The organism is Nocardiopsis sp. NPDC058789 (genome assembly GCF_042745575.1).
GTDB classification, from domain to species: Bacteria; Actinomycetota; Actinomycetes; order Streptosporangiales; family Streptosporangiaceae; genus Nocardiopsis; species Nocardiopsis eucommiae.
Genome location: NZ_JBHYOW010000014.1, coordinates 81,328 through 106,330, shown reverse-complemented (window position 1 = coordinate 106,330; position 25,003 = coordinate 81,328). Strand labels below are relative to the sequence as shown.

Annotated in this window: 24 protein-coding genes and 1 pseudogene; 15 read left to right on the top strand and 10 right to left on the bottom strand. The window is 72.7% G+C overall.

Annotation, left to right across the window (positions count from 1 at the left end):
* Nucleotides 1-17 precede the first annotated feature (17 nt).
* Nucleotides 18-905 (bottom strand): alpha/beta fold hydrolase, encoded by an 888-nt coding sequence (locus tag ACFW3L_RS20985; RefSeq protein WP_378743006.1) that lies wholly within the window; start codon nt 903-905, stop codon nt 18-20.
* A gap of 451 nt (nt 906-1,356) precedes the next feature.
* Complete coding sequence (locus ACFW3L_RS20980; RefSeq protein ID WP_378743004.1) at nt 1,357-2,175, bottom strand: aldo/keto reductase; 819 nt, start codon at nt 2,173-2,175, stop codon at nt 1,357-1,359.
* A gap of 239 nt (nt 2,176-2,414) precedes the next feature.
* Between ACFW3L_RS20980 and ACFW3L_RS20975 the strand changes: the two genes are divergently transcribed.
* Entirely contained in the window at nt 2,415-3,410 is a 996-nt protein-coding gene (locus ACFW3L_RS20975) for an endonuclease/exonuclease/phosphatase family protein (protein WP_378743002.1), read from the top strand.
* A gap of 77 nt (nt 3,411-3,487) precedes the next feature.
* Nucleotides 3,488-4,312, top strand: coding sequence for a TIGR03619 family F420-dependent LLM class oxidoreductase (locus ACFW3L_RS20970; protein WP_378743000.1), 825 nt, complete (start codon nt 3,488-3,490; stop codon nt 4,310-4,312).
* Nucleotide 4,313: 1 nt separating this feature from the next.
* Here ACFW3L_RS20970 and ACFW3L_RS20965 read toward each other — a convergent pair whose 3' ends face one another.
* On the bottom strand, nt 4,314-4,550 hold the full coding sequence (locus tag ACFW3L_RS20965) for a hypothetical protein (RefSeq protein ID WP_378742998.1): 237 nt from the start codon (nt 4,548-4,550) through the stop codon (nt 4,314-4,316).
* Nucleotides 4,551-4,659: 109 nt separating this feature from the next.
* On the opposite strand from ACFW3L_RS20965, the gene ACFW3L_RS20960 reads away from it, so the two are divergent.
* The 3 genes from ACFW3L_RS20960 (at nt 4,660) to ACFW3L_RS20950 (ending at nt 6,776) form a co-directional block, all read left to right on the top strand.
* Nucleotides 4,660-5,109, top strand: a complete 450-nt coding sequence (locus ACFW3L_RS20960; RefSeq protein ID WP_378742996.1) for a GNAT family N-acetyltransferase — start codon at nt 4,660-4,662, stop codon at nt 5,107-5,109.
* A gap of 143 nt (nt 5,110-5,252) precedes the next feature.
* Complete coding sequence (locus ACFW3L_RS20955; protein ID WP_378742994.1) at nt 5,253-5,864, top strand: isochorismatase family protein; 612 nt, start codon at nt 5,253-5,255, stop codon at nt 5,862-5,864.
* A gap of 12 nt (nt 5,865-5,876) precedes the next feature.
* Nucleotides 5,877-6,776, top strand: a complete 900-nt coding sequence (locus ACFW3L_RS20950; RefSeq protein ID WP_378742992.1) for a GlxA family transcriptional regulator — start codon at nt 5,877-5,879, stop codon at nt 6,774-6,776.
* A 30-nt stretch (nt 6,777-6,806) separates the two neighbouring features.
* Here ACFW3L_RS20950 and ACFW3L_RS20945 read toward each other — a convergent pair whose 3' ends face one another.
* The 3 genes from ACFW3L_RS20945 to ACFW3L_RS20935 form a co-directional block, all read right to left on the bottom strand.
* Nucleotides 6,807-8,603 (bottom strand): alkyl/aryl-sulfatase, encoded by a 1,797-nt coding sequence (locus ACFW3L_RS20945; protein WP_378742990.1) that lies wholly within the window; start codon nt 8,601-8,603, stop codon nt 6,807-6,809.
* A 123-nt stretch (nt 8,604-8,726) separates the two neighbouring features.
* Nucleotides 8,727-9,212, bottom strand: a complete 486-nt coding sequence (locus tag ACFW3L_RS20940) for a DUF1269 domain-containing protein (RefSeq protein WP_378742988.1) — start codon at nt 9,210-9,212, stop codon at nt 8,727-8,729.
* Nucleotides 9,213-9,335: 123 nt separating this feature from the next.
* Nucleotides 9,336-10,121 carry a class I SAM-dependent methyltransferase gene (locus ACFW3L_RS20935; RefSeq protein ID WP_378742986.1) on the bottom strand — a complete coding sequence of 262 codons (786 nt, stop codon included), beginning with the start codon at nt 10,119-10,121 and terminating at the stop codon, nt 9,336-9,338.
* Nucleotides 10,122-10,394: 273 nt separating this feature from the next.
* Here ACFW3L_RS20935 and ACFW3L_RS20930 point away from each other — a divergent pair, with 273 nt between their 5' ends.
* The 6 genes from ACFW3L_RS20930 (at nt 10,395) to ACFW3L_RS20905 (ending at nt 17,500) form a co-directional block, all read left to right on the top strand.
* On the top strand, nt 10,395-11,306 hold the full coding sequence (locus tag ACFW3L_RS20930; protein WP_378742984.1) for a TauD/TfdA dioxygenase family protein: 912 nt from the start codon (nt 10,395-10,397) through the stop codon (nt 11,304-11,306).
* 94 nt (nt 11,307-11,400) lie between these two features.
* Nucleotides 11,401-12,483 carry an ABC transporter substrate-binding protein gene (locus tag ACFW3L_RS20925; RefSeq protein ID WP_378742982.1) on the top strand — a complete coding sequence of 361 codons (1,083 nt, stop codon included), beginning with the start codon at nt 11,401-11,403 and terminating at the stop codon, nt 12,481-12,483.
* Nucleotides 12,480-13,319, top strand: a complete 840-nt coding sequence (locus ACFW3L_RS20920; RefSeq protein ID WP_378742980.1) for an ABC transporter ATP-binding protein — start codon at nt 12,480-12,482, stop codon at nt 13,317-13,319. Before ACFW3L_RS20925 ends, ACFW3L_RS20920 begins: the two co-directional genes overlap by 4 nt.
* Nucleotides 13,312-14,154: an ABC transporter permease gene (locus tag ACFW3L_RS20915; RefSeq protein WP_378742978.1), complete on the top strand. Its 843-nt coding sequence runs from the start codon at nt 13,312-13,314 to the stop codon at nt 14,152-14,154. The genes ACFW3L_RS20920 and ACFW3L_RS20915 overlap by 8 nt, the downstream gene beginning before the upstream one ends.
* A 482-nt stretch (nt 14,155-14,636) precedes the next feature.
* On the top strand, nt 14,637-15,272 hold the full coding sequence (locus ACFW3L_RS20910; protein ID WP_378742976.1) for a TetR/AcrR family transcriptional regulator: 636 nt from the start codon (nt 14,637-14,639) through the stop codon (nt 15,270-15,272).
* Entirely contained in the window at nt 15,269-17,500 is a 2,232-nt protein-coding gene (locus tag ACFW3L_RS20905) for a glycoside hydrolase family 3 C-terminal domain-containing protein (protein WP_378742974.1), read from the top strand. The genes ACFW3L_RS20910 and ACFW3L_RS20905 overlap by 4 nt, the downstream gene beginning before the upstream one ends.
* A 175-nt stretch (nt 17,501-17,675) precedes the next feature.
* Here the strand turns inward: ACFW3L_RS20905 and ACFW3L_RS20900 are convergent.
* Nucleotides 17,676-18,623: pseudogene (locus ACFW3L_RS20900) on the bottom strand (cupin domain-containing protein); the annotation flags it as partial.
* 85 nt (nt 18,624-18,708) lie between these two features.
* Between ACFW3L_RS20900 and ACFW3L_RS20895 the strand changes: the two are divergent.
* A complete protein-coding gene (locus tag ACFW3L_RS20895; protein WP_378742972.1) occupies nt 18,709-19,557 on the top strand; it encodes an NmrA family transcriptional regulator in 849 nt (282 codons plus the stop codon).
* A 108-nt stretch (nt 19,558-19,665) separates the two neighbouring features.
* Nucleotides 19,666-20,295 carry a hypothetical protein gene (locus ACFW3L_RS20890; protein ID WP_378742970.1) on the top strand — a complete coding sequence of 210 codons (630 nt, stop codon included), beginning with the start codon at nt 19,666-19,668 and terminating at the stop codon, nt 20,293-20,295.
* 15 nt (nt 20,296-20,310) lie between these two features.
* Here ACFW3L_RS20890 and ACFW3L_RS20885 read toward each other — a convergent pair whose 3' ends face one another.
* Together ACFW3L_RS20885 and ACFW3L_RS20880 are read right to left on the bottom strand one after the other, a co-directional pair.
* Nucleotides 20,311-20,973: a response regulator gene (locus ACFW3L_RS20885; RefSeq protein ID WP_378742968.1), complete on the bottom strand. Its 663-nt coding sequence runs from the start codon at nt 20,971-20,973 to the stop codon at nt 20,311-20,313.
* Complete coding sequence (locus ACFW3L_RS20880) at nt 20,970-22,205, bottom strand: sensor histidine kinase (protein WP_378742966.1); 1,236 nt, start codon at nt 22,203-22,205, stop codon at nt 20,970-20,972. The genes ACFW3L_RS20885 and ACFW3L_RS20880 overlap by 4 nt, the downstream gene beginning before the upstream one ends.
* A gap of 166 nt (nt 22,206-22,371) precedes the next feature.
* Here ACFW3L_RS20880 and ACFW3L_RS20875 point away from each other — a divergent pair, with 166 nt between their 5' ends.
* Both ACFW3L_RS20875 and ACFW3L_RS20870 read left to right on the top strand, forming a co-directional pair.
* On the top strand, nt 22,372-23,472 hold the full coding sequence (locus ACFW3L_RS20875; protein ID WP_378742964.1) for an FtsX-like permease family protein: 1,101 nt from the start codon (nt 22,372-22,374) through the stop codon (nt 23,470-23,472).
* Nucleotides 23,469-24,164, top strand: a complete 696-nt coding sequence (locus ACFW3L_RS20870) for an ABC transporter ATP-binding protein (RefSeq protein WP_378742962.1) — start codon at nt 23,469-23,471, stop codon at nt 24,162-24,164. The genes ACFW3L_RS20875 and ACFW3L_RS20870 overlap by 4 nt, the downstream gene beginning before the upstream one ends.
* Nucleotides 24,165-24,173: 9 nt before the next feature.
* Here ACFW3L_RS20870 and ACFW3L_RS20865 read toward each other — a convergent pair whose 3' ends face one another.
* Nucleotides 24,174-24,986, bottom strand: coding sequence for a putative hydro-lyase (locus ACFW3L_RS20865; protein WP_378742960.1), 813 nt, complete (start codon nt 24,984-24,986; stop codon nt 24,174-24,176).
* Nucleotides 24,987-25,003: the final 17 nt, after the last annotated feature.

Below are 25,003 nucleotides of genomic sequence, written 5' to 3'. Positions count from 1 at the left end.
GTCGGCGCCGGTTCCGGTCAGGCGTCGAACTCGCGCAGGAGCTCCGCGACCCTCTCCGGCTGCTCGTACAGGGACAGGTGACCCGCGCCCTCGATGGTCCGCACGTCGGTGTTCAGGAACCGGCGGGCGGGTCCGTGCAGGCGCGCGGGCGAGAAGAACGGGTCGTGCGACCCCGTGGCCACCCGGACCGGGATACCGGACCAGGCCAGGAAGGACTCCGCGTGCAGCGGGGTCGGTGTGGAGTGGGTGCGGCAGTGGCGGGCCACCAGCGTCAGCCACTCGGCCTCGGAGCGGTGCTCCTCGCAGCCGGTGTCCGTGGACGGACCGCTGAGGAACTCGATCAACCGGGTGCTGGTCTGCTCGTTGGGGTGGATCATCCACGGCAGAGTGGCGCGCATCGACTCCGAGCTGACGCCCGCCGCGGTCAGCCCGGCCGGGTTGAGCAGGAGCATCCCCGCCACGAGCGGGCTCGGGGTCGAGGACAGCGCGATCGCGGCGCCCCTGGAGTGGCCCAGCACGATGACGGGGCCGTCCGTGATCTGGGGCAGCAGTTCGTCGAGCCACCCACCGTAGGCCTCGATCCGGGCCCCCGCGGTCCGCTGGTTGCAGCTCAGACCCGGCTGTCCCGGAAGGTCGACCAGCAGGACCGGCCGGTCCGCGGCGAGCGCGCGGGCGGCGGGAACCGTGGTGGCGGCGTTGAAGTTGGTGCCAGACAGGACCAGGACCGGGGTTCCGTTCCCGCCCGAGGCGCGGAAGGCCTGTGTGGGGCCAAGCCGGGTCTCCATGGGCGGAAGGGGTCCGAGTTCGGGCCACTGGCTCAGGGCTTTGTGGCACCAGGCGTGCACTGACCGCTCGGCGGTGACGGAGCGGTACACGCGCGCTGTGCGCAGGGGGACGACGGTCATGGATCTGGTTTCGCGTAGAGAGAGATGTGGTGTCCGCCGCGTGAACTTTCCCGGCGCACCAGAGAGGACTGTACGCCTCTGTTCGGCCCCCCGCCACTCCGGAAGGGGAGCACCCGGTGTGGTGTCGCCGACCAGCCGCGCACAACGGACTCCTACCCTCACCGATGTGTCACGAGTTGTGTGTGTTTGCCCTGGTACAGGGGTTGCGCATCTCGTCCGAAAGTGGACATTCGACCGTGTGAAGTTTGGCGCGGACCCGGTGTGGTTCCGGGCGTTCGGGATCCGATGACCACCCCTGGGATCCGACCTCTCATCCCATGACGAGGTCAGGGGGAGATGGGATGTCCGCGGCCCGCCGAGCGGGGCTCGACGGGCCGGGCGACGGTGACCGTGACCAGGAACACGGCCGGTCCGGGGCTAGCCCGTGGACCCGGTGACCCCGTCAGTGGACCTAGTTGACCCCGGCGGGGTCCGGGCCGATCCGGCCGTCGCGGTCGAGCGAGCCGATCCGGTCCATGTCCTCGGCGGTCAGCTCGAAGTCGAACACGTCGAAGTTCTCACGGATGCGCGCCGGGGTCACGGACTTGGGGATGACGACGTTGCCGAGCTGGAGGTGCCAGCGCAGGACGACCTGCGCGGCGGACTTGCCGTGGCGGGCACCGAGCTCGACCAGGACGGGGTCCTCCAGGAGCCCCTTCCCCTGCCCCAGGGGGCTCCAGGCCTCGGTCAGCAGGCCGTGGGCCGCGTTGGCCGCGCGCATCCCGGACTGGGAGAAGTAGGGGTGCAGCTCGATCTGGTTGATCACGGGCACCACGTCGGCCTCGCCCACGAGACGCTCCAGGGTCGCGGCCGTGAAGTTGGACACGCCGATCGCCTTGGCGCGGCCCTCGCCGTGGATACGCTCCAGCGCCTTCCACGTCTCGACGTAGGTGTCGCGCGCCGGGGTGGGCCAGTGGATCAGGTACAGGTCGACGTAGTCGGTGCCCAGGCGCTCCAGGCTGGCGTCGAAGGCCCGCAGGGCGTTGTCGTGGCCCTGGTCGTCGTTCCACAGCTTCGTGGTGAGGAAGATGTCCTCGCGGGCCACACCGGATTCGGCGATGGCGCGGCCGGTGCCCTTCTCGTTGTCGTAGATCCGGGCGGTGTCGATGCTGCGGTACCCGGCCTCGATGGCGGTCGAGACGGACCGGTGGGCCTCGTCGTCGGGGACCTGCCAGACCCCGAACCCGAGCTGCGGCATGGTGAGGCCGTTGTTCAGCGTGACGTACTGCAAGGGATGCCTTTCGACGGTGGGTGCGGGTCGCGGCTCGGGGCGGCGCCACGAGCGGACCCCGCGCAGGTGGGGCCTGGTCCGGCCGCCCGCGCGACCCCGAGGGTAGACCCGCGCGCCGCGCGGCGGCCAATCGGGACCGCACGTGTCGGCGTGCCTGTCGCAGGGCCCGGGAACCACCGGAGCCCCGGCGCCGTCACACCCCGCGTCACCCGTCCCCGGCGAGCGGAGCCGAATCCCCCATGCACGCCCAACCCCGTCCCCGTCCGACGGGTCCCGGCCCTCACCGCGCGGTGACCCTCCTGGTCGCCCTCGTCGCGGTCGGATTCCTCGTCTACGCGCTGGTGCGCACCCTGGGGCTGGAGCGCGGCTTCCCCCTCGTCCCGCTGCTCGCCTACGCCCCACTGGTGCTCTGCGCGGCGCCCGTCGCCCTGCTGGGCGCCGCCCTGCTGCGCCGCTGGTGGTCGGCGGCGGCCCTCGCCCTGGCCGGGGTCCTGCTGGCGACGGCGATCCTGCCGAGGGCCCTCGACGGCGGCTCCACGGCCCAGGAGGGACCGAACCTGCGGTTGCTCACGCTCAACGTGCACTTCGGGCACACGCGACCGGACACCGTCGTCCACCTGGTCCGCGAGCACGGGGTCGAGCTCCTGGCCCTCCAGGAGGTGACGCCGGAGCTGGCCGAGGGGCTGGACGCGGCCGGGCTGGGTGACCTGCTGCCGTACACGGTGGACCACTCCGCCCCCGCCGCGGCCGGAGGTACGGTGCACTCGGCGCACCCCCTGACGGACCTCGGGGACGTGGGGCACGACATCGGTTCCCTGGCCATGCCACGCGCCGGTCTGAGCGTCCCGGGCGCCTCCCGGCCCGTGGAGGTCGTGTCCGTGCACCCGATGCCCCCGCGCCGTCCCTCCACGATGGCGGCCTGGCAGGACGGGCTGCGCGGGCTGCCGGCCACCTCGGACGACACCCTGCGCGTCCTGGCGGGCGACTTCAACGCCACCCTCGACCACGCCGAGACGCGGCGCGTCCTCGATCTCGGGTACGTCGACGCCGCCGCCCACCTGGGCCAGGGTCTGACCGGCACCTGGCCGGTGGGCGCTCCCCTGCCCAAGGCCGCGATCGACCACGTGCTGGTGGATGACCGGGTGTCCGTGGACGAGCTGGAGATCCTGGACGTTCCGGGGACCCCGCACCGCGCGCTGGTGGCCGGACTGACCCTTCCCCACGGGACGGTCTGAGAGCGGGACACGATCGTCCTGGAAGGCGGTTCCCGAAGCGCCGGACTCGGGAGGACCGGGCGGGATACGGTCGCCGCATGAGCGAGCCGACCCGACCCCGCCTCCAGGTGGTCCTGCCCAACGAATCGCCCCGAACCCCCGCGAGGACCGTCGTCGACCTGGGCGTGCGCGCCGAGGAACTGGGTGCCCACACCGTGTGGTTGCCGGACCACCTCCTCCCGCCCGCGCCCTACGGCGCCACGTTCGGGGGCGTGTACGAACCCCTGGTCACCCTCGCGTACCTGGCGGCCCGCACGGAACGGGTCCGGCTGGGCACGTCCGTCCTGGTGCTGCCGATGCGCGACCCCTTCGTACTGGCCAAACAGGTGGCGACCCTGGACGAGGTGTCGGGGGGCCGGTTCACGCTCGGAGTGGGCGTGGGCTGGTCCCGCGAGGAGTTCGCGGCGGTGGGGTCGGACTTCGCCACCCGGGGCGCCCGCGCGGACGAGGCGCTGGCGCTGCTGCGGCACCTGTTCGAGGGGGAAGGGGCCTTCCACGGCCGTTTCCACGAGTACGAACACGGGGTGTTCGCGCCGCGACCGCGCCGCCGGGTGCGCGTGATGGTCGGCGGGGGCTCGGAACCCGCGCTCCGCCGCGCGGCCGCGTGGGCCGACGAGTGGCAGGGCGTGGACCCGGACCCGGAGGTCTTCCGCGCCGCCCGCGCTCGGCTGGGCGAGCTCACCCGTCGCCCGGTGGGCACCGGGGTGCGGATGGCGTGGACCGGGGGCGAGGAGGAGTTCGCTCGGGCGGTGGCGCGGTTCCGTGAGCTGGCCGTGGCGGGCGCGGACTCCGTCGCCGTGTGGTTCGGGGAGGCGGAGGGCTTCGAGGAGCGCATGGTGCGGTTCGTGGCCGCGCTGCGCTGACCTACTTCTGGTCGCGCAGCAGGCCCCGGCCGCCGTACTTCTTGTGGATGGCCTGCTTGGACACCCCGAGCGACTCCGCGATCCGGGCCCAGGTGGCGCCCTCGTTCCTCGCGCGCCGCACGAGGACCGCTTCGACGCGCTCGGCCTCGCCCCTCAGCCGCACCACGGCGTCCAGTCCTTCCAGGGGGTCGCCGCCGTCCATGGCGCGGGCCAGGGCGCTGAGGTGTTCGGTGTCCATGGGTCAACAGTAATTGACCCATGTTCCGGATCGGGAGAGTCCACGCCCAACCGGGGGGAACCGGTTCAAGCCTCCGGGCCGCTCAGAGGGGGGTCGCTAGGTTGGGCGCATGATCACCATCGAACGCGCGCTGAAGACCGACGTGGAGGCGATCGTCGCCCTGTTGGCTGACGACCCCCTGGGCGCCCGCCGGGAGACGCCCGACGACCTGTCCCGCTACACCGAGGCCTTCGAGGTCATCGACGCCGACCCGCACCAGTACCTGGCGGTCGCCCGCCGCAACGGCCGGGTCGTCGGCACGCTCCAGCTCACCGTGGTCCCGGGGCTCTCCCGGCAGGGGGCCACCCGCGCCCAGATCGAGGCGGTCCGGGTGCACGCCGACGAACGCGGCGGCGGTCTGGGCTCCACCCTGCTGGAGTGGGCCGAACGCGAGGCCCAGGGGCGCGGTTGCGTGATGTTGCAGCTGACCTCGGACGCCAAGCGTCAGGACGCCCACCGCTTCTACCAGCGGCTGGGGTACGAGCCCAGCCACATCGGCTTCAAGAAGAGACTGGTCTGAACCGGGTCCGGGTACCACCGTGACCGTTCCAAGGGTGGCGGGGTCGCACAGGACCCCGCCCGAAGGGCACGGTGACCGGATCAGTCCGGTGTCGCGCGGGATCGTGTCTGGTCCCGTGCCCGCGCGGCTGCGAGGGTTCGGGTATGAACACGCACACCGCCACCGGCGCCGCGCTGCTGGTCGTCGACGCTCAACGGTCCTTCCTCCAGCGTGAGAGCTGGAGCGCCTCCTCCGATCCCGAGGTCGCCTCGCGGATCGGCCGACTGGTCGACCACTTCCGGGGCCGGGGCGACCGGGTCGTGTGGGTCCTGCACACCGAGCCCGGGACCGGCACCGTGTTCGATCCCGAGCGCGGACTGGTGGAGCCGATGCCCGGGCTGGCCCCGGCGAGCGGCGAGACCCTGCTGACCAAGACCGCGCACAGCGCCTTCACCGGCACCGACCTGGAGGACCTGCTCACCGCGTGGGGCGTACGGGAGCTCACCGTCTGCGGCGTGCGCACCGAGCAGTGCTGTGAGACCACCACCCGCATGGGGTCGGAGCTGGGGTTCACCATGACCTTCGCGGTGGACGCCACCGCCACGGAGCCCATCGCGGCCCCGGGGTCCGCTCCCGGACGTTCGCTGCGGGAGGTCCTCGACGACCCCGCGACCCTGCTCCCCCACGACATCGTCACCCGCACCGTGTACGCGCTGGCCGACCGCTTCGCCCGGGTGCGCACGGTGGAGGAGATCCTGGCCGACGGCCTCGGCTAGGCTGACCGGATCGTGCGTACGATCGTCTTCCTCCTGCTGCCCGGGCTGCACCTGCTGGACCTGGCCGGTCCGGCGCAGGTGTTCTCCACGTTGGCCGGGCCGGACCGCCCGGTGGCGCTCCACCACGTCGCCGCGCGACCCGACGTCCCCACCGCGCAGGGGGTCGGGTTGCGGGCCGAGGTCGTCTGGCCCGCGCTCGGGCCGGACGACCTGGTGCTCGTCCCCGGATGGCGGACCTCCGGTCCCCCGCCGCGCGCCACACCCGAGCAGATCGAGGCGCTGACCTCCCACCACGCCCGCGGCGGCACGGTGGCGAGCGTCTGTTCGGGAGCCTTCGTGCTCGCGGAGGCCGGTCTGCTGGACGGGCGCCGGTGCACCACGCACCACTCCCTCCAGGAAGGGCTCGCCCGGCGCCACCCGCGCGCCCGCGTCGTCCCGGACGTGCTGTACGTGTCCGACGACCGGGTGGTGACCTCTGCCGGGATCGCCAGCGGCATCGATCTCGCCCTGCACATGGTCACCCGTTGGCACGGGCCGTCCGTGGCGGCCGCCGTGGCCCGGGAGATGGTGGTCTACGCCCGCCGTAACGGGGACGAACCCCAGGCCAGCGTGGTGCTGCGGTTCCGGAACCACCCCGTGGACCTCGTGCACCGGGCGCAGGACACCATCGACGCCAGGTTCGCCGAACCACTTCCCCTGTCCGCGCTGGCCACCTCACTCGGGGTCAGCGAACGCACCCTCACCCGGGCGTTCGGCGCGGCCACCGGGCTGACCCCGCTGAGGTACCAGCAGCGCCTGCGGTTGGAACGGGCCGAACTCCTGCTGGACGCGGGAGCGACGGCGGAGGCCGCCGCCCGGGCCGTCGGGTTCCAGGACGCCCGTATGCTCCGCCGTCTACGCTCCCGGAACTGACCGTTTCCCGGCACCGCGGCGGGGGCGCGGTCAGGGAGTCACGATGTCGAAGGACGGGTCGGGCCGGTCCAGCAGGGCGAGCAGCCGGTCCAGCAGCTCCCCGTCCCCCGCGAAGGCCATGCCCTCGGTCCCCTTCCCCGCGAGCAACCGCAGCAGGCGGAACTTGTTCAGGGTCACGGTGAGGCCCGGCTCCCCCCGGCGCGGCTTCTCCCTGGTGGTGAGCGCTCCGTTGGAGAGCGTGGTCCGGAACGTGGTGTCGAGGTCCGTGAACACCCAGTCGATCACGAACTGCTCGTCCCACGCCCTGGGGCCGTTGACCCGGATCGCCACCGACTCGAAGAGCTGGTCCACCGACAGCGCGGCCGCCATCCCCGTGCCCAGGTTCGACGGGAGTTCCGGTTTGCCCCGCCGCAGCTCGGCCGCGCCCTGGAGGTAGAAGTTGCGCCAGGTGCCGTTCTCCGAGCCGAACCCCAGCCGCTCGTACACCCCGGCCAGGGCTGCCCGCGCCCGGCCGTGTTCCGGGTCCGCGAACACCGCGTGGTTGAGCAGCGTGGCGGCGAACCTCAGGTCGCCCCGGTCCCGGTACTCGTCCGCCCGGAGCACCACCTCGTCCACACCGCCCATGCAGTCCACGTAGCGCCGTGCCGCCTCCTCCGGCGGGTGTTCCCACAGATGGGCGGGGTTACCGTCGAACCAGCCCATGTAGCGCTGGTAGATCGCCTTCACGTTGTGGCTGACCGACCCGTAGTAGCCCCGGGTGTGCCACTCCCGTTCCAGGCCGGGCGGCATCCGCAGGTGCTCCGCGATCTCCGCGCCGACGTACCCCCGGTTCATCAGGCGCAGCGTCTGGTCGTGCAGGTAGGCGTAGAGGTCCCGCTGCTGGCTCAGGAGGTCCACCAGCTTCTCGGTGCCCCAGGTCGGCCAGTGGTGGGAGGCGAACAGGACGTCCGACTCGTGCGCGAAGAGCTCCACCGACTCGTCCAGGTAGCGCGACCACACCCGGGCGTCCCGCACGGGGGCTCCGCGCAGGGTGAGGATGTTGTGCAGGTTGTGGGTGACGTTCTCCGCCATGCACAGGGCACGGTGGTCGGGGAAGTAGAAGTTCATCTCCGTGGGCGCCTCGGTCCCGGGCGTCATCTGGAAGACGATCCGCACCCCGTCCACGACCTCCTCCTGGCCGGTGCGGGTGATCTCCCGGTTGGGCGCGATGAGGGTGACCGTGCCGACCGACCGGGTCTGACCGAGCCCCACCCCGATCTGTCCCCGTGGTCCGATCTCCAGGTGGGAACCGGTGTGGTAGAGGCTGCGGCGGGCCATGGCGGGCCCGGCGTGCACGTTCTCCGCCACCGCGTTCTCCAGGAACCCGGCCGGGGCGAGGATGGGCACGGTGCCGTCGGTGACCCCGCCGACCCCGCCGAAGTGGTCCACGTGCGAGTGCGAGTAGACGACCCCGCTGACCGGCCGGTTCCCCCGGTGCTCCCGGTACAGCTCCAGACCGGCGCGCGCCGGTTCGGCGGAGATGAGGGGGTCGATGACCAGGACGCCCTGGTCTCCCTCCACGAGGGTCATGTTGGACAGGTCCAGGCCTCTGACCTGGTAGATCCCTTCGGTGACCTCGAACAGTCCCTGCTTGGCGCACAGCTGGGACTGGCGCCACAGGCTCGGGTTGGCGGTGTCCGGGCACTCCGCGTCGAGGAAGCCGTAGGCGTCGGCGTCCCACACCACGCGGCCGTTCGCGTCCCTGATCTGGCCGGGTTCGAGCCGGGCGACCAGGCCGCGCTCGGCGTTGGCGAAGTCGTCGGAGTGCTCGGGTCCGTGACCGGTCATCGCTGCTCCTCGTCGTACGGACGGGGTTCGTCCGGGCGGGTGCACCCGTGCGGCCGCCGGTGCGGGCGACCCGCACCGGCGGTGTGAGAGGGCTCGGGGCTCCGGGCCCGGCCGACCTGGTACCTACTGGCTCTGGAGGGCTTCGACGAGCTCCCGCTCGTTGTCCTTGGACAGGTTGGTCTGGATGACCGTGGGGTCCAGCTGTCGGAAGGCGTCGACGACGCGGTCGATGGTGGCGTCCGTGGCGAGCAGGAAGACGGCGGCCCGGTCCTGCTGGAGCTCGGCCCCGATGTCCCTGATCATGTCGTCGTCGATCCCGACGTCGCTGAGCCTGCCCGCGATGGCACCGGCGCCCGCGCCGACCGCCAGGCCGAGGAGCGGGTTGAGGAAGAGCAGGCCGATGAGCGTGCCCCACAGGGCACCGCCCGCCGCGCCGTAGCCGGTGAGGTTGACGGTCTGGTGGATGCGGGGACGGCCCTTGCCGTCCTTGTAGGCGTAGGCGGCGTCCTCCAGCTGGAGGAGCTCCTGCTTGTTCAGGTCCGAGGCGATGTCGAGCGCCTTCTCGGCGGTGTCGCGGTCGGCCACCCCGAGTACGATCAGCTGCGCCATGGGTGCTGGTTCCCCCCGTCGTCGTCGCCCGGCCCGCCGTCGGCGGGCCCGATCTGCGGGAGCGTTCCCCGGGGCGTCTCTGGCCAAGGCCAGCGGGAGGGAGCGATCCCGCAAAACCCCGGTTCACACGCGGCGGGCCACCACCAGCTGCGTCGTGTAGGGCATCTCGACCCGGCCGTCGGGGAAGTGGCGCTCGGCCACGGCCGTGATCTCGGCGCGGGTGCGCTCCGCCCCGAGCTCGCCGACGACGGCGGCCATCCTGCTGGAGGACAGCGCCATCCCCAGGTACTCGTCGGTGGTGAGCACCCGCGTCCAGCGGTGCGAGTGTTCGGTCGCCCCGGTGAGCCCCCGGACCTCGGACAGCTCCCGCACCAGGTCGTACTGGCGGTAGTGCCGGTCGTACCCGGGGCTGTACCGCTCCAGCAGACCCTCGTGGTCGTCCACGAACGCGCTGCCGGTGAGGTCGCGGTTGTTGTTGAGCACCGCGAGGGTGCCGCCGGGAGCGAGCAGCCGGGCGGACTCCGCGAAGAAGGCGGGGCGGTCGAACCAGTGCACGGCCTGGGCGGCCAGGACGAGTACGGCGGAGGCGTCCGGGAAGGGGACGTCCTCGGCGGCGGCCCGCACGTACTCGACCCCGCCACCCTCCGCCTCGGCGGTCCGGATCATGTCGCGGCCGGGCTCCACACCGACCACCCGGGGCCCCGGGCCGAGGAGGGCGCGTAGGGCGCGGGTGGAGATGCCGGTCCCCGCGCCGACGTCGAGCAGGAGCCAGGGGCTGGGCCAGGCGTCGGTGGCTCCGGCCTTGAGGTGGTCGGCCAGGAGATCGAGGATCGGCGCCGGGTAGTCGGGGCGGAAGGCCTGGTAGTTCCCGGAGAGCCCGCTGAAGGCCTGGGTCCGGTCGTCGCTCATCGGTGTCCCTCTCCTTGGGGTGTGGGGGTGTGACGACCGTAGCGGAGCGTCCGACACGGTGACCGGTGTGACGGTTCGGTGACCGGTGTGAACGGAGTCTGAACCCCGGATCCACCTCCGTGACCTCCCCATCTGGCTATTCATGGTTTTCCTACTGATTTAGTTGACTTTGTTCGCGCGTCGGCCCTACCTTCAAGTCACCCGCCGCGAACGGACCGCGACCGAACGCGTGAGGTGACCGCCGCGCACCCGCTGCCAGAACGGAGCACCAACGTGACCACCACCACGGACCTGACCGTCCGCCGCGTCGCCGGACGGATCGGGGCCGAGATCTCCGGCGTGGAGATCGGTCCCGGCCTCGACGAGGCCACCGTCGCGCGGATCCGCGAGACCCTGCTCGCGCACAAGGTGATCTTCTTCCGCGACCAGCACCACCTGACCGACGAGACGCAGGCCGGGTTCGCCTCGCTGCTCGGCCCGCTCACCACCCCGCACCCCACCACCGGCGGCGTGTTCGGGCAGGAGCACCACGTCCTGCCGATCGACTCCGAGCGCGGCAAGGCCAACAGCTGGCACACCGACGTCACCTTCGTCGACCGCCCCCCGCAGGCCAGCGTGCTGCGCGCGATCCACCTGCCCCCGTACGGCGGTGACACCACCTGGGCCAACACCGTCACGGCCTACCAGGACCTCCCCGTACCCCTGAGGGCGCTCGCGGACGGCCTGCGCGCGGTCCACACCAACGACTACGACTACGCGGCCTCCACCCCCAGGACCGAGGTGAGCGGCGAGCTGAGGAAGTACCGCGAGCAGTTCGTCTCCACGCTCTACCGGACCGAGCACCCCGTGGTGCGCGTCCACCCGGAGACCGGCGAGCGGGCGCTCTTCCTCGGCCACTTCGCCCAGCACTTCTCCGGGCTGAGCAGTCGGGACTTCACCGCCCTCTTCGACCTCCTCCAACAGCGGGTCACCCGCCCGGAGAACACCGTGCGGTGGAGCTGGCGCGCGGGCGACGTGGCGGTGTGGGACAACCGCGCCACCCAGCACTACGCGGTGGCCGACTACGACGACCAGGCGCGCCGCCTGCACCGGATCACCGTGGGCGGCGACGTCCCGAAGGGCGTCGACGGCACCCCCAGCCGTTCCCTGGTGGGCGACTCCAGCGAGTACACCCCGGCGATCTGACCCCGGGCCCTGGCGGGCCCGCCCCACCGCAGCACACCCCCTCGACGACGGCGGGTCGCGGCACACGCGACCCGCCGTCCTCCGGAGCCCACACATGCACTCACGACGCGACATCCTGCGCTACACCGCCTCGGCGGGGGCCGTCCTGCCCCTCGCGGCCGCCTGCGGCACCTCGGAGCGTTCCGCCGGAGACCCGGACGCGACCCTCGTGCGTTACCAGGGGACCGCCGGTTCGGTGGTCTTCCCCGAGTTGGCCGCGGACCTCGGCTACCTGGACGGCATCGAACTGGAGTGGATCGGTGACACCACCAGCGGCCCCCAGGACATCCAGGCCGTGGCCACTGGCGACACCGACATCGGCGGCGCCTTCAACGGGGCGATCGCCAAGCTGGTCGCCGCCGGGTCCCCGATCACCTCGGTCATCTCCTACTACGGGTCCGACGAGGAGTCGTTCAACGGCTACTACGTGCTGGAGGACAGCGAGATCACGGGGGCCAGGGACCTCGTCGGCCGGAAGGTCGCGATGAACACTCTGGGCGCCCACCACGAGTTCGTGGTCCGCGAGTGGCTGGCACGGGAGGGACTGGGCCCGGACGAGATCGCCCGGGTGGAGCTCACCGTCGTTCCGCCCGCCAACACCGAGCAGTCCCTGCGCGCGGGCCAGGTGCACGCCGCCACGCTCGGGGGCATCCTGCGCGAGACCGCCGTGGAGCGCGGCGGCATCCGCCCCCTCTTCACCGACGAGGCCCTGTACGGGACCTTCAGCTACGGGTCCCTGGTCCTGCGTGACGAGTTCGTCGAGGAGCACCCCGACGCGACCCTCTCCCTGGTCAGCGGGGTCGCCCGGGCCATCCGCTGGTCACAGGTCACGCCGCGCGAGGAGGTGGTGGACCGGTTCGCGGCCATCGTCGAGGGGCGCGGCCGCAACGAGACCTCCGAGGTCATCCGGTACTGGAGGAGCAGCGGTGTGGCCGGGACCGGCGGGGTTGTCGCGGAGGAGGAGTTCGCGATCTGGCTGGAGTGGCTGGACCGCAACGGAGAGCTGCCCGGGGGTTCGGTCGAGGCCTCGGATCTCTACACCAACGAGTTCAACCCGTTCCACAACGGCACCTTCCCCGAGGGGTCGGGCCCCGACGGGCAGCCCGTGGGCGGTCCCACCGAGAGCGAGGACGCATGAGCGAGCACCCCAGGCTGCGGCTGGACGGGGTCCGGCAGACCTTCCCCGTGCGCGATTCCCGAGGGCGGCCGGGACCACCCCTGACCGCTCTCGACGACGTCACCCTGGACGTCGGGGCGGGCGAGTTCCTCACCCTGGTCGGTCCCAGCGGCTGCGGCAAGTCCACCCTGCTGGACCTGTTGGGCGGGCTCGCGAGGCCGACCGGCGGGCGCATCCTGCTCGACGGCCGCCCCGTGGAGGGGCCGGGGCTCGACCGGGGCCTGGTGTTCCAGCAGTACGCGCTGCTGCCCTGGCGCACGGCCCTGGACAACGTGGCGTTCGGTCTGGAGGCCAAGGGGCTGCCCCGGCGTCTGCGGGCCGCTCGCGCCCGCGAGTACCTGGCGCTGGTGGGCCTCGAGGGGTTCGCGGACCGCTACCCGCACGAACTCTCCGGCGGAATGCGACAGCGGGTGGCGATCGCCCGCAGCCTCGCGTTCGACCCCGAGGTGCTGCTGATGGACGAGCCGTTCGCGGCGCTGGACGCCCAGACCCGCGAGTCACTCCAGGACGAGCTCCGGGCCATCTGGCTGCGCACCGGCAAGACCGTCCTGTTCATCACGCACGGGATAGACGAGGCCGTCTACCTGGGGCAGCGGGTGGCCGTGATGACGTCACGGCCGGGGCGGATCAAGAGCGTGATCGACGTCGACCTGGACCGGGACGCCAGCCGGGACCCGCGTTCGGACCCGGCCTTCGCCCGGTACCGGAACCGGGTCTGGCAGGAGCTCCACGACGAGGTGGCGCTGGCCCGGAGGTCCGAGTTCGCACCCGTCCCGTCGGAGGCCGACCGTGGCTGACACCCTCACCCGCACCCCCGCTCCCACGGTTCCCACCGACGACCCGACCGCGCACGGGACCGCGCGTCCTCTGTTGGCGGTCGGCTGGCTGTGGTTCAGGCGTTCGGCCGCGATCCTCGCGTTCCTCCTCCTCTGGGAGACCGCGCCGCGTGTGGGCCTGGTCGACCGGGTGTTCCTGCCCCCGCTCTCGGAGGTCCTCGTGGCCACCGCCGACCTGGCCGTCGGCGGCCAGCTGTGGGCGCACGTCTCCGCGAGCCTGTCCCGCGCGCTGGCCGGGTTCGTCGTCGCTGTGGCGGTCGCGGTGCCGCTGGGCCTGTTGATCGCCTGGTACCGGCCGGTGTCCGACCTCCTGCTGCCGCTCCTGGAACTGTTCCGCAACACGGCCGCGCTGGCCCTGCTCCCGGTGTTCGTGCTGATCCTGGGGATCGGTGAGGCGTCCAAGGTGGCGCTGGTCGTGTTCGCCTGCACGTTCCCGATCCTGCTCAGCACGGTGACCGGGGTGCGGACGGTGGACCCGCTGCTGGTCAAGGCGGCGGTGTCGCTCGGCTTCGGCCCGCTCGCCCTGTTCCGGAAGGTGGTCCTGCCCGCCGCGGTGCCGTCGGTCTTCACCGGGATCCGGATGGCCGGGGCGGCGTCGATCCTGGTGCTGGTGGCCGCCGAGATGGTGGGCGCGCAGTCGGGCCTGGGTTACCTGATCAACTCCTCGCAGCTCAACTTCCAGATCCACGACATGTACGCGGGCATCCTGTCCATCGCGTTGCTGGGGGTGACGCTCAACGGCGCGCTGGTCGCCCTGGAGCGCCGGTGGTCCCGGTGGCGGACGACGCCCGGATGAGACCCGGTCGCTCCCTGTTGTCCACAGGCGGAGAACCGGGGGTGGCGAGCACGGCCCCTTCCTGGTGTCCTGGAATCCACCCCGGTTCCACGACCCCAGGGAGGGGCCCGATGCGCTCGGCCCACCATCCAGGACATCGACGCCCCTCGCCCCCGCCCGGGCCCTTGTCGCCCACTGCCCCTCGCGCCAGGGGTGTCGTCCCTCCCGCCCCTCCCAGCCCGGGCCCTCGTCGCCCGCTCCCCCGCCTCTCCGGGAGCGGGGCACCCAAGGAGGCCGACGCGCGGGCGAACGCGAGCGCGTCGACGGACACTCATGTGCCTTGCGTCACAAATTAACCAGATGGTAGATTTTTGCCTGTCCGACGCGCGGCGCGGCGGTCGCGTACGGGAGGAACGAGGGAACGGAACCGTAGTCTCGGAGCGACCCAGGCCCACGTCGCCACGGCGGACCCGTGGCGCGACCAACCGCGAGGAGACCGTCCCGTGGCGGACGCAGACCACCCCCGGCCGAGCAAGGGCGAGCGCACACGGCGGCGCATCATCGACTCCGCCTCGGAACTGTTCTCGCGGTCCGGATACCGGGCGGTGTCACTGCGCGACATCGCGGCGCACGCCGGGATCACGCACGCGGGGGCGCTGCACCACTTCCCCAACAAGGAAGCCATGCTCATACAAGTCCTGAGCAGGCGCGACGAGATCGACGCTCCCCTGGTCCTCAGCGAGGCCCTGAGCCACCGGGAACTCATCGACAACATCGTGCGGATCGTGGAGCGCAACACGGGCACGCCCGGGATGGTCTCGCTCTACGTCAACCTGTCGGCCGAGGCCACCGACCCGACACACCCCGCGCACGAGTACTTCGTCCGCCGGTACCGCGTCCTGCGCGCACACCTCGCAGCCGCCTTCGCCGGACTCCTCCGCGACCGTCCGCACCCCACGCCGGAGACCGCCGCCCAGCAGTTCCTGGCCCTCCAGGACGGACTCCAGGTCCAGTGGCTCCTCGATCCGGACTCCGTCGACATGCGGGCCGTGGTCGCCTCCTTCCTCGAAGGCCTCGGCATCACCGTCCCCGACCCGACCCCCACCAGCACCGACCCCACGGGAGACAGGCCCACATGAGCACGGAACCACGCCCCGACCTCACCGCCAAGGCCTCCGCCAGCTCCGGCTCCGACACCTGGCACAGCACCGGTGTGGAGGGCGTGCTGCGCCCCCTCCACCTCGCGGACGGCCCGCACGGGCTGCGGCACCAACCCGAGGAGGGCGACCACCTCGGCATCGGCGGCAGCGTCCCGGCCACCTGCTTCCCGCCCGCCGTCGGCCTGGGCGCGACCTGGAACCCCGACCTCGTGCGCAGGGTCGGTGCGGCGCTCGGCGGAGAGGCCAGCGCGCAGGGCGTGGACGTGGTCCTGGGGCCGGGCATGAACATCAAACGGTCGCCGTTGTGCGGCCGCAACTTCGAGTACGTCTCCGAGGACCCCCACGTCACGGCGCGCATCGCCGCCGCCCTGGTCACGGGGATCCAGTCGCAGGGGGTCGGCGCGTGCGTGAAGCACTTCGCCGCCAACAACCAGGAGACCGACCGGCACCGGATCAGCGCCGAGGTGGACGACCGCACCCTGCGGGAGATCTACCTGTCCGCCTTCGAGGAGGTCGTCCGCACCACCGCGCCCGCCATGGTGATGAGCTCCTACAACCGGCTCAACGGGGTGTACACCAGCCAGGACCCCTGGCTGCTCACCGACCTCCTCCGGGGTGAGTGGGGGTTCGAGGGCGTGGTGGTCTCCGACTGGGGCGCCGTCGTGGACCGGGTCGCGGCCGTCCGCGCCGGGCTCGACCTGGAGATGCCGCCGAGTGGGACCGACGAGGTCGTGGTGGAGGCGGTGCGGCGGGGCGAGCTGGACGAGTCCGTGCTGGACACCGTGGTGGAGCGGCTGCGGCGGTTGCAGGACCGGGTGTCCGCCGACACCACGCGCCCGCTGGAGCACGAGGCCAACGACGCCCTGGCGCGGGAGGCCGCGCGGGAGGCCCTGGTCCTGCTGAAGAACGAGGGCGGCGTGCTGCCGCTGACGACGGACCGCTCGGTCGCGGTGATCGGGGAGTTCGCCCGGACGCCCCGGTTCCAGGGGGGCGGTTCCTCCCACGTGGTGCCGACCCGGGTGCACTCCGCGCTGGAGGAGTTCGAGCGCGTGCTCGACGAGGTGCGGTTCGCCCCGGGATTCACCCTGGACGGGACCGACGACCCCGCGCTGGTCGAGGAGGCCGTGGCGGCGGCGCGCGAGGCGGACACGGCGGTGCTCCTCCTCGGGCTGCCGGACGCCGCCGAGTCCGAGGGGTACGACCGCGCCACGATCAGCCTTCCCGCGCCCCAGCTGGACCTGCTCGCCAGAGTGCGCGAGGTCAGCGACCGCGTGGTGGTCGTGCTCTCCAACGGCGGTGTCGTGTCGGTGTCCGAGTGGCAGGACCGGGCCGACGCGGTGGTGGAGGGCTGGCTGCTCGGTCAGGCGGGCGGAGCCGCCGTCGTGGACGTGCTGACCGGGGCCGTGTCCCCCTCAGGGAGGCTCACCGAGACGATCCCCGTCCGGCTGAGCGACCACGCCACCTATCTGAACTTCCCCGGCGAGCACGGCGTGGTCCGCCACGGTGAGGGCGTGTTCGTCGGCTACCGGCACTTCGACACCCTGGACGTACCGGTCGCCTACCCCTTCGGGCACGGTCTCACCTACACGACCTTCGCGTACTCCGGGCTGGAAGTGGACCCGGACGGGAACGGCGGGTGGACGGTGTCGTGCACCGTGACCAACACCGGCGACCGCGCCGGACGGGAGGTCGCCCAGCTGTACACGGGGGTCGAGCAGGACCACCCGACCCGGCCCCGGCACGAGCTGCGCGGCTTCGCGAAGGTGGCGCTGGAACCCGGAGAGAGCGCCCGGATCGAGCTGCCGCTGACCCGCCGCGACCTGTCCGTCTGGGACCCCAGGGACCAGCGCTGGTCGCTGGCGGCGGGCACCTACACCGTCTCCGTCGGGGCGTCCTCCCGCGACCTGGCGCTGCGCGGCGAGATCACCACCGAGGGCGACCGGTACGTGCGCCCGCTGACCAAGTACTGCACCGTGGGCGAGTGGCGCTCGCACCCCGTCGGCGGGCCGGTCATCGAGGAGATCATCGCGACGTTCCCGGGGCTCGACGACCTCCCGCCGGAGATGCTGGAGATGGCGAGGTCCCTGCCGATCCTCACCCTGCGCACCTTCGGTCTGGGCGTCACCGAGGAGATGTTGGACCTGCTGGTGGACGATGTCGAGGCCCGGAGACAGGCGGCCCTCGACCGGGGGGAGATCACCGGCTGAACCTTCGGACCCTGGTGAGGGTCCCGCCCGCACCGAACCAACCGTCCTCCAGCCGGGGCGGGGACCCCCACCCCGCACGACGTCCCCGACCAACGCCCGGACGGAGGCGGTCACCCGTACGCGGCGCCTCGACCGGTGCGTCGAGGCGCCTCCGCCCCGCCCGTGCGCGCGGGTCCGGCCGGTCCTCGGCCGTGGCCCGGCGGTAGGCGGACGGGCTGGTACCCAGGTGCTTCTTGAAGGCCGCACTGAACGCGAACGCGCTGCCGTAGCCCACGCGAGCCGCCAGTGGCTCCAGTCCCAGGCCGGGCTCGGCCAGGAGGAGGTCGCAGGCGAGGGTGAGACGCCAGGTACGCAGGTAGGTCATGGGCGGGCTGCCCACCGCGCGCTGGAAGCGGGCGGCCAGCGTGGCCCGGGAGACCGCGCACTCCCTGGCCAGGGAGTCCAGGGTCCAGGGGTGGTGGGGGCGTTCGTGGACCAGGTCCAGGGCACGGGCGGCCACCGGGTCGTGCCGTGCGCTGAGCCAGCTCGGCGCGGAGTCCGGGTGCGCCTCCAGCCAGCTGCGAACCGCCATGACCAGCAGGCAGTCGAGGAGGCGGTCGTTGAGCGCGCTCTGGGCCACCCGCGCGGTGGTGATCTCCCGGGTGAGCAGCGCGACCACGGAGGCGTCGACCGATCCCGCCGGCAGGACCGCCAGCGGTGGCAGCGCCGACAGCGCCAACCTGCCGATCTCACCGGTGTCCGCGTACGCCCCGATGATCATCCGGTCCGTGCCCTCGGGGTCGTTGCCCCAGGTCCCGACCCCGTGGCTCATGGTGAGGCGGACCTCCTCGCCGTCCAGGCCCACGCAGCGCTGGTCCGCGTGGACGACGGTGGTCGGAGCGGTGTCGGGCCCGCCGGAGACCACATAGGGCTCGGGCCCCCGCACGAGCAGCACGTCCCCGGGCCCGGTCAGCACGGGTTCGGCGCCCTCCCGGCGCAGCCACACCCGGCCGTCGGTGACCACCACCACCGCGAGCGCCGCCTCGTCACGGATGTGCACGCCCCAGGCCCCGCTCATCACCACGCGCAGGGTGAAGGCGGAGCGGGCGCGGGGCCCGTCGATCAGGTGGACGAGGGGGTCCATGGGCTCTCCCGGTTCTGGACGATCTCTTATGCAGTCCAGCAGATGAACCATGTCCCGTCCAGACGTTTCCCGCTGTACTGGAGTCATGAACACGAACCGCAGCACACAGCGCGTCCTCGTCACCGGCGGCACCGGCATGACCGGCCGCCGCGTCCGCGCCCTCCTGGCCGCACGCGGCGTCGACCACCGGGTCGGCTCCCGCGCCGGTCACGCGGAGACCGGCACCCCGCCCTTCGACTGGAACGCTCCCGAGACCTGGGACGGGGCTCTGGAGGGGGCCGACGCCGTCTACCTCTGCTTCCACCCCGACCTGGCCGTCCCCGGGGCGGCCGAGACGGTGTCCGCCTTCGCCGCGCGCGCCGTCGCCCGGGGCGTGCGCCGGATGACCCTGTTGTCCGGGCGCGGTGAGCCGGAGGCCCGGCGCGCGGAGGAGGAGGTCCGCCGGGTCCTCCCCGGCCTGACCGTGCTGCGCTGCGCCTTCTTCGCGCAGAACTTCTCCGAGTCCTACCTGGTCCCGGCGGTCCTGGCCGGAACGATCACGATGCCGGTGGCGGACGTCCCCGAGCCGTTCGTGGACCTGGACGACGTCGCCGAGGCCGCCGTCCGCTCCCTCACCGAGGACGGGCACGCCGGGGAGCTGTACGAGATGACCGGCCCCAGGGCACTGACCTTCACCGAGGTCGGCGCGGTCCTGGGCGCGGCCACCGGACGCCCGGTCGAGCACCGGGCCGTCGCCCCGGAGGAGTTCGTGGCCGGGGCGACCGCCGACGGTCTGCCCGAGGAGGTCGCCCACGCCCTGGTGGCCCTGTTCTCCGAGGTCCTGGACGGCCGCAACGCCGCGCCCTCGGACGGGGTGCGGCGTGCTCTGGGCCGCCCTGCCGGAGGGTTCGAGGAGTACGTCGCCGGGGCCGCTCGGGTCGGGGCCTGGGGGTAGGAGGGCACGGGCGGGCGCCGGGACGGGTGCGCCCGGAGGGAAACGGGTAACGGGGAAGCGTGGGCCCAGGCCCCGACCCCCTTCCCTCCTCACCCCCCGGAGTCCCCCGTGAAGCTGTACGCCGACGCCCCGGTGCGCGCTGTCCTCCAGCTGGTCTCGGACCTGTTCGCCCTGACCTGGGCGGTCCTGTGGATCTACGCGGCCGTGTCCCTGCGCGAGGTCCTGCTCTCCCTGAACCGCCCCGGCGAGCTCATGACCAGCACCGGGGAGGGGTTCACGGAACACATGAGCACGGCCGCCGAGAACGTCCAGCAGGTCCCCTTCGCCGGGGAGGCCCTGGCCACGCCCTTCGTCAACCTCAGCGAGTCGGGGACCACACTCAGCGCGGCGGGGGACTCCTTCCAGGAGACCGTGGCCCAGCTCGCCGTCACCCTTCCCCTGCTCGTGGCGGTGATCCCGCTGTACCTCATCGCCACGACCTGGCTGCCCCTGCGTGCGCGGTGGATCCGCCGGGCCACGGGGACGAGGCGCCTCGACCGGATGGCCCCGGAGGCCCGGACCCGGATCCTGGCGCTGCGTGCCCTGACCTCGGTCTCCGGCAGGAGGCTTCTGGAGGTGCACGACGACCCCGCCGGAGCCTGGGAGGGGAACGACCGGGCGGCGGTGGCCGGACTGGCCGCGTTGGAACTGCGCCGTCTGGGACTGCGTCCGACCGCCTCCCCGGCGCGGTCGGCCTGACCGCCCGGCGCTCCCTCAGTCGACCCGGATGATCCCCCGCCGCAGGGCCGTCGTGATCGCGGCGGTGCGGTTGTCCACCCCGAGCTTGTCGAACACGTGGACCAGGTGCGTCTTGACCGTCGCCTCGCTGATGAACAGTTCCCGGGAGATCGCCCGGTTGGACAGGCCCCGGGCGAGCAGGCCGAGGATCTCCAGCTCGCGCCCGCTCAGCGCGGGGCTCGGTGAGCGCAGCCGGTCCATGAGGCGGTTGGCGACGTCCGGGGCGAGCGCGGTCTGCCCGCGCGCCGCCGTGTGCACGGCCTCGCACAGCTGGTCCGGCGGGGCGTCCTTGAGCATGTAGCCGGTGGCCCCCGCCTCGACGGCGGCGAGGATGTCGGCGTCGGTGTCGTAGGTGGTGAGCACGAGGACCGGGGGCGGGGCGTCGAGCTCGGTGATGCGCCGAATCGCGGTGACCCCGTCCATCCCCGCCCCCATGCGCAGGTCCATGAGGACGACGTCCACCTCCGTCACGGGGTCTCCGGCCAGTACCTCCAGGGCGGCCCCGCCGTCGGCGGCCTCGGCCACCACGTCCATGTCGGGTCGTTCAGCGAACATCGCCTTGAGTCCGTGCCGCACGACGGGGTGGTCGTCCACCAGCAGGATGCGCAGGGCACGGCGCCGCTCGTCCGGTGCGGTCACGGGGCCTCCCTCCGGGTCAGGGGCAGCCGGACGGCGACCGCGGTGCCCTCGCCCGGCGCAGACTCCACCTCCAGGTCTCCGCCCAGGGCCGCCAGGCGCTGCCTCAGCGCGGTGATCCCGTAGCCGGTTCCGTCCTCTCGGGGCCGGAGCCCCGCGGGCGCGAAGCCCCGACCGTCGTCGTACACGTCCAGGGTGACCTCCTCCTCCAGGTAGCCGAGGGTGACGACGGCGGTGGTGGCGTCGGCGTGCGCGGTGACGTTGGCCAGGCTGGACTGCGCCGCGCGCAGGAGCGCCACCTCGTAGCCCGCGGGCAGCTCGGTGGGGACGCCGTCGGTGCGGAACCGGCAGTCGAGTCCCTCGGTGCGGCCCACCCGTTCGCAGAGGCGCCGCAGCGCCTCGGGCAGGTTGGCGCCGGTGAGTGAGGGCGGGGCGAGGTCGCGTACGAACCCGCGCGCCTCGGCGAGGTTGGCGGAGGCGCTCTCCCTGGCCTCGGTGACCCGGGTGGCGGCGAGCCCGGGGTCCCCCGGCAGCGCGTTCTCCGCCGAGCGCAGCAGCAGGACGATGCTGGACAGCCCCTGGGCGAGGGTGTCGTGGATCTCCCGGGCCAGGCGTTCGCGTTCGTCGAGGACCCCCGTGCGCCGCTGGTAGGCGGCGAGCTCGCCGCGCGTGCGGGTGAGCGTCTCGATGAGCTCGCGGTGTCGCTCGCCCTCACGTCGCAGCGCCGTGTATCCGGCCGCGATCGCCACCGCGAAGACCGCGCCGAGCACGGGCCCGAGGACCATCCCGGCGGTCATGTCGCCGGTGTGCAGCGACTGGCCGAGGACCACCGCGGCCGTGATGACGACGACCGCCAGCACCGAGTGGAGGCCGCGCAACAGGTGGAGGTGGAGGAAGTAGAGCGGGAAGGCCAGCCACACGAAGTCCTGCCCGGCCCAGACGAGCGCGAACCACAGGAGCGTGACGGCCGCGAGCCACACGAGCGAACGGGTCCGGTGGAGGTCGTGGCGGGCGGCCAGCGCTCCGGCGCAGTAGACGGTCCCGAGCAGCACGGCCCCGCCCAGCACCGCCCAGTGCAGGCCCTGGGCCCGGGTGTCACCGAGGTGGGTGAGCGCGTACCGCGCGGTGCCGACACCGAGCAGGAACAGGAAGCAGGCGTGGAGGAGCAGGCGCAGCGCCCTGAGCACCGTCGTCACCCCGGGCAGTTCGGGCGCCCACCCTCCGCTGTTCCGCATCAGTGCAGCGTACGTCGGTGGGGACGGCGAGGGCATCCATCGTTCGGTGGAGTCGCGCCTCCACCCTCGGGGGCCGGGAGGAGCTCCGTTCGCCCGATGCCGACGCCCCCGGCCGCGCGGGAGTCTCGGGCCACGGAACAACCGATCCACCAGAAAGGGGGCCGTCGTGTTCGTCGCCCTTCGGGACATCCGTTTCGCCAGGGGCAGGTTCGCGCTGATGGGCTCCGTCGTCGCCCTGATCACCCTGCTGATCGTCCTGTTGTCGGGACTCACCGCGGGTCTGGCCGACCAGTCCACGTCAGCGGTCAGGAACCTGCCCGCCAGCCACGTCGCCTTCGGGACGTCCGGGGAGGGCTCGCCGGAGGAGTCCTTCGCGAACAGCACCGTCACCCGGGACCAGCTCGACGCCTGGTCCGGCACCGAGGGGGTGGAGTGGGCCGAGCCGCTCGGGATCACCCAGAGCCGGGTCGAGCTGGACGGCGGGGACGGGACCGCCGCCGTGCTGTTCGGTGTGTCGGCGGACGGCCCGTTGGCCCCGGAGGGGTTGGAGCCCGGCGCCCGCCTGGTGGTGAGCGAGGAGATCACGGAGGAGTTCGGGGTGGACGTGGGCGACACCGTGTCCGTCGCCGGTACCGACCTGGTCGTGGGGGCGGTCGCCCCCACCGAGCACCACAGCCACGTGCCCGTGGTGTGGACCGACATCGGCGTGTGGCGGGGGATCGACCCCCGGGTGCGGCACGGGGAGGGCGCGGACGCGCCGGTCGCCAACGTGATCGCCGCGCGGACGGGTTCGGGGGCGGGCGCCCCGGAACGGGCGGACGCGTCGGCCGACACCGTGTCCACCACCCTCTCCGGCAGCCTGCGCGCGATCGGCTCCTTCTCCTCCGAGAACGGCTCGCTGGTCACGATGCAGGGTTTCCTGTACGGGATCTCCGCGCTGGTCGTCGGTGCGTTCCTGACCGTGTGGACCATCCAGCGCGGCGGTGACATCGCGATCCTCAAGGCGCTGGGCGGCTCCACCGGGTACCTGGTCAGGGACGCCCTGGCCCAGGCCCTGATCGTGCTGGTCGCCGGCGCCGCCGTGGGCGGAGGCCTCGGGATCGCGGCGGGCGCCCTGGCCGGCGCGGCCCTGCCGTTCTCCCTGACCGCCGCGACCACCCTCGGCCCGATCGCCGCCATGGTCGTGCTGGGCATGCTCGGCGCGGTCCTGGCCGTCCGCCGCATCACTTCCGTCGACCCGCTGACCGCGCTGGGAGGCGTGCGATGAGCCTGGAGCTGAACGACGTGACCCTGACCCATCCCGACGGCGACGGCGTGGTCACCGCACTGGACCGGGTGTCGGTGCGGGTGGCCCCCGGTGAGCTGGCCGCCGTGGTGGGCCCCTCCGGATCGGGGAAGTCGAGCCTGCTCGCCGTGGCCGCCACGCTGATCAGGCCGGACTCCGGGCGGGTGGCCGTCGGCGGGGTCGAGACGCTGGGCCTGCACCCCCGGGAGCTGAGCGAACTGCGGCTGGGCCGGGTGGGCATCGTCTTCCAGCAGCCCAACCTGATCGGCTCCCTCACGGCGGTGGAACAGCTCGTGGTGACCGAGCACATGCGCGGGCTCCCGGTCCGCGAGGCGCGCGTCAGGTCGATGGAGACGCTGGCCGCGGTGGGCCTGTCCGGCAAGGAGCACCGGCGCCCGCACCAGTTGTCCGGAGGTGAGCGCCAGCGGGTGAACATCGCCCGTGCGCTGGCCGGTCGGCCGAGCGTCCTGCTGGTGGACGAGCCCACCGCGGCCCTGGACCACGAACGGGGCGGACGGATCATGGAGCTGCTGGTCGAGGCGACCAACACCTTCGACGTGGCGACCCTGCTGGTCACGCACGACACCGAGTACCTGGACGCGGCCGACCGGGTCCTGGAGATGCGGGACGGTCGGCTGCGCGTCCTGGCGGCCGACCGTCCGGGCGGGGTCTGATCCTCCAGGTCAGGGCACCTGGTAGACGGTGTCCCGGACGTCGGTGACGGCCATGTGTCCGGGGGCGTGTCCGATGGCGAACTCCGGGGCGGAGGCCGTCACCGCCGCCTGCGGGGTGACGCCGCAGGCCCAGAACACGGGCACCTCGCCCTCCCGGACCTCCACGGGGTCACCGTAGTCCGGCCGGTCCAGGTCGGTGATCCCCAGGGCTGCGGGGTCGCCCACGTGGACCGGCGCCCCGTGCACGGCCGGGTAGCGGGAGGTGATCCGTACGGCGTCCGCGACCTGCCCGGCCGGGATGGGTCGCATGGACACCACGAGCGGACCCGAGAGGCGCCCGGCGGGTCGGCACGCGCGGTTGGTCCGGTACATGGCGACGTTGCTCCCGGTCTCGATGTGCCGGACCGGCACCCCCGCCTCCAGGAGCGGGGTCTCGAAGGTGAAACTGCACCCGATGAGGAAGGACACCAGGTCGTCGCGCCACAGGTCGGTGACGTCGGTGCGCTCCTCGACGAACACGCCGTCGCGGTACACGCGGTAGGCGGGCAGGTCGGTGCGCAGGTCGCCGTCGAACACCGAGGCCGACACCTCGCCGGGCTCGGTCACGTCGAGGACCGGGCAGGCCTTGGGGTTGCGCTGGGCGAACAGGAGGAAGTCGAAGGCGAGGTCACGCGGGAGCGAGATCAGGTTGGCCTGCGCGTACCCGGCGCTGTAGCCGGAGGTCGGCACGCGCAGCCCCCGCCGGAACAGGGCCCTGGCACGCGCGGGTGAGAGCTCGGCCGGGGACGGCCCGTCGGTGCTGTGGTCGGGTTCGGGGTTCATCGGTTCCGGGCCTCTCT

Coding starts and splice junctions, on each gene's coding strand:
- ACFW3L_RS20985 (WP_378743006.1), bottom strand. CDS start 905: ATGACCGTCGTCCCCCTGCGCACAGCGCGCGTGTACCGCTCCGTCACC.
- ACFW3L_RS20865 (WP_378742960.1), bottom strand. CDS start 24,986: ATGAACCCCGAACCCGACCACAGCACCGACGGGCCGTCCCCGGCCGAG.
- ACFW3L_RS20895 (WP_378742972.1), top strand. CDS start 18,709: ATGAACACGAACCGCAGCACACAGCGCGTCCTCGTCACCGGCGGCACC.
- ACFW3L_RS20925 (WP_378742982.1), top strand. CDS start 11,401: ATGCACTCACGACGCGACATCCTGCGCTACACCGCCTCGGCGGGGGCC.
- ACFW3L_RS20945 (WP_378742990.1), bottom strand. CDS start 8,603: ATGACCGGTCACGGACCCGAGCACTCCGACGACTTCGCCAACGCCGAG.
- ACFW3L_RS20935 (WP_378742986.1), bottom strand. CDS start 10,121: ATGAGCGACGACCGGACCCAGGCCTTCAGCGGGCTCTCCGGGAACTAC.
- ACFW3L_RS20880 (WP_378742966.1), bottom strand. CDS start 22,205: ATGCGGAACAGCGGAGGGTGGGCGCCCGAACTGCCCGGGGTGACGACG.
- ACFW3L_RS20905 (WP_378742974.1), top strand. CDS start 15,269: ATGAGCACGGAACCACGCCCCGACCTCACCGCCAAGGCCTCCGCCAGC.
- ACFW3L_RS20965 (WP_378742998.1), bottom strand. CDS start 4,550: ATGGACACCGAACACCTCAGCGCCCTGGCCCGCGCCATGGACGGCGGC.
- ACFW3L_RS20920 (WP_378742980.1), top strand. CDS start 12,480: ATGAGCGAGCACCCCAGGCTGCGGCTGGACGGGGTCCGGCAGACCTTC.
- ACFW3L_RS20940 (WP_378742988.1), bottom strand. CDS start 9,212: ATGGCGCAGCTGATCGTACTCGGGGTGGCCGACCGCGACACCGCCGAG.
- ACFW3L_RS20975 (WP_378743002.1), top strand. CDS start 2,415: ATGCACGCCCAACCCCGTCCCCGTCCGACGGGTCCCGGCCCTCACCGC.
- ACFW3L_RS20870 (WP_378742962.1), top strand. CDS start 23,469: ATGAGCCTGGAGCTGAACGACGTGACCCTGACCCATCCCGACGGCGAC.
- ACFW3L_RS20970 (WP_378743000.1), top strand. CDS start 3,488: ATGAGCGAGCCGACCCGACCCCGCCTCCAGGTGGTCCTGCCCAACGAA.
- ACFW3L_RS20960 (WP_378742996.1), top strand. CDS start 4,660: ATGATCACCATCGAACGCGCGCTGAAGACCGACGTGGAGGCGATCGTC.
- ACFW3L_RS20955 (WP_378742994.1), top strand. CDS start 5,253: ATGAACACGCACACCGCCACCGGCGCCGCGCTGCTGGTCGTCGACGCT.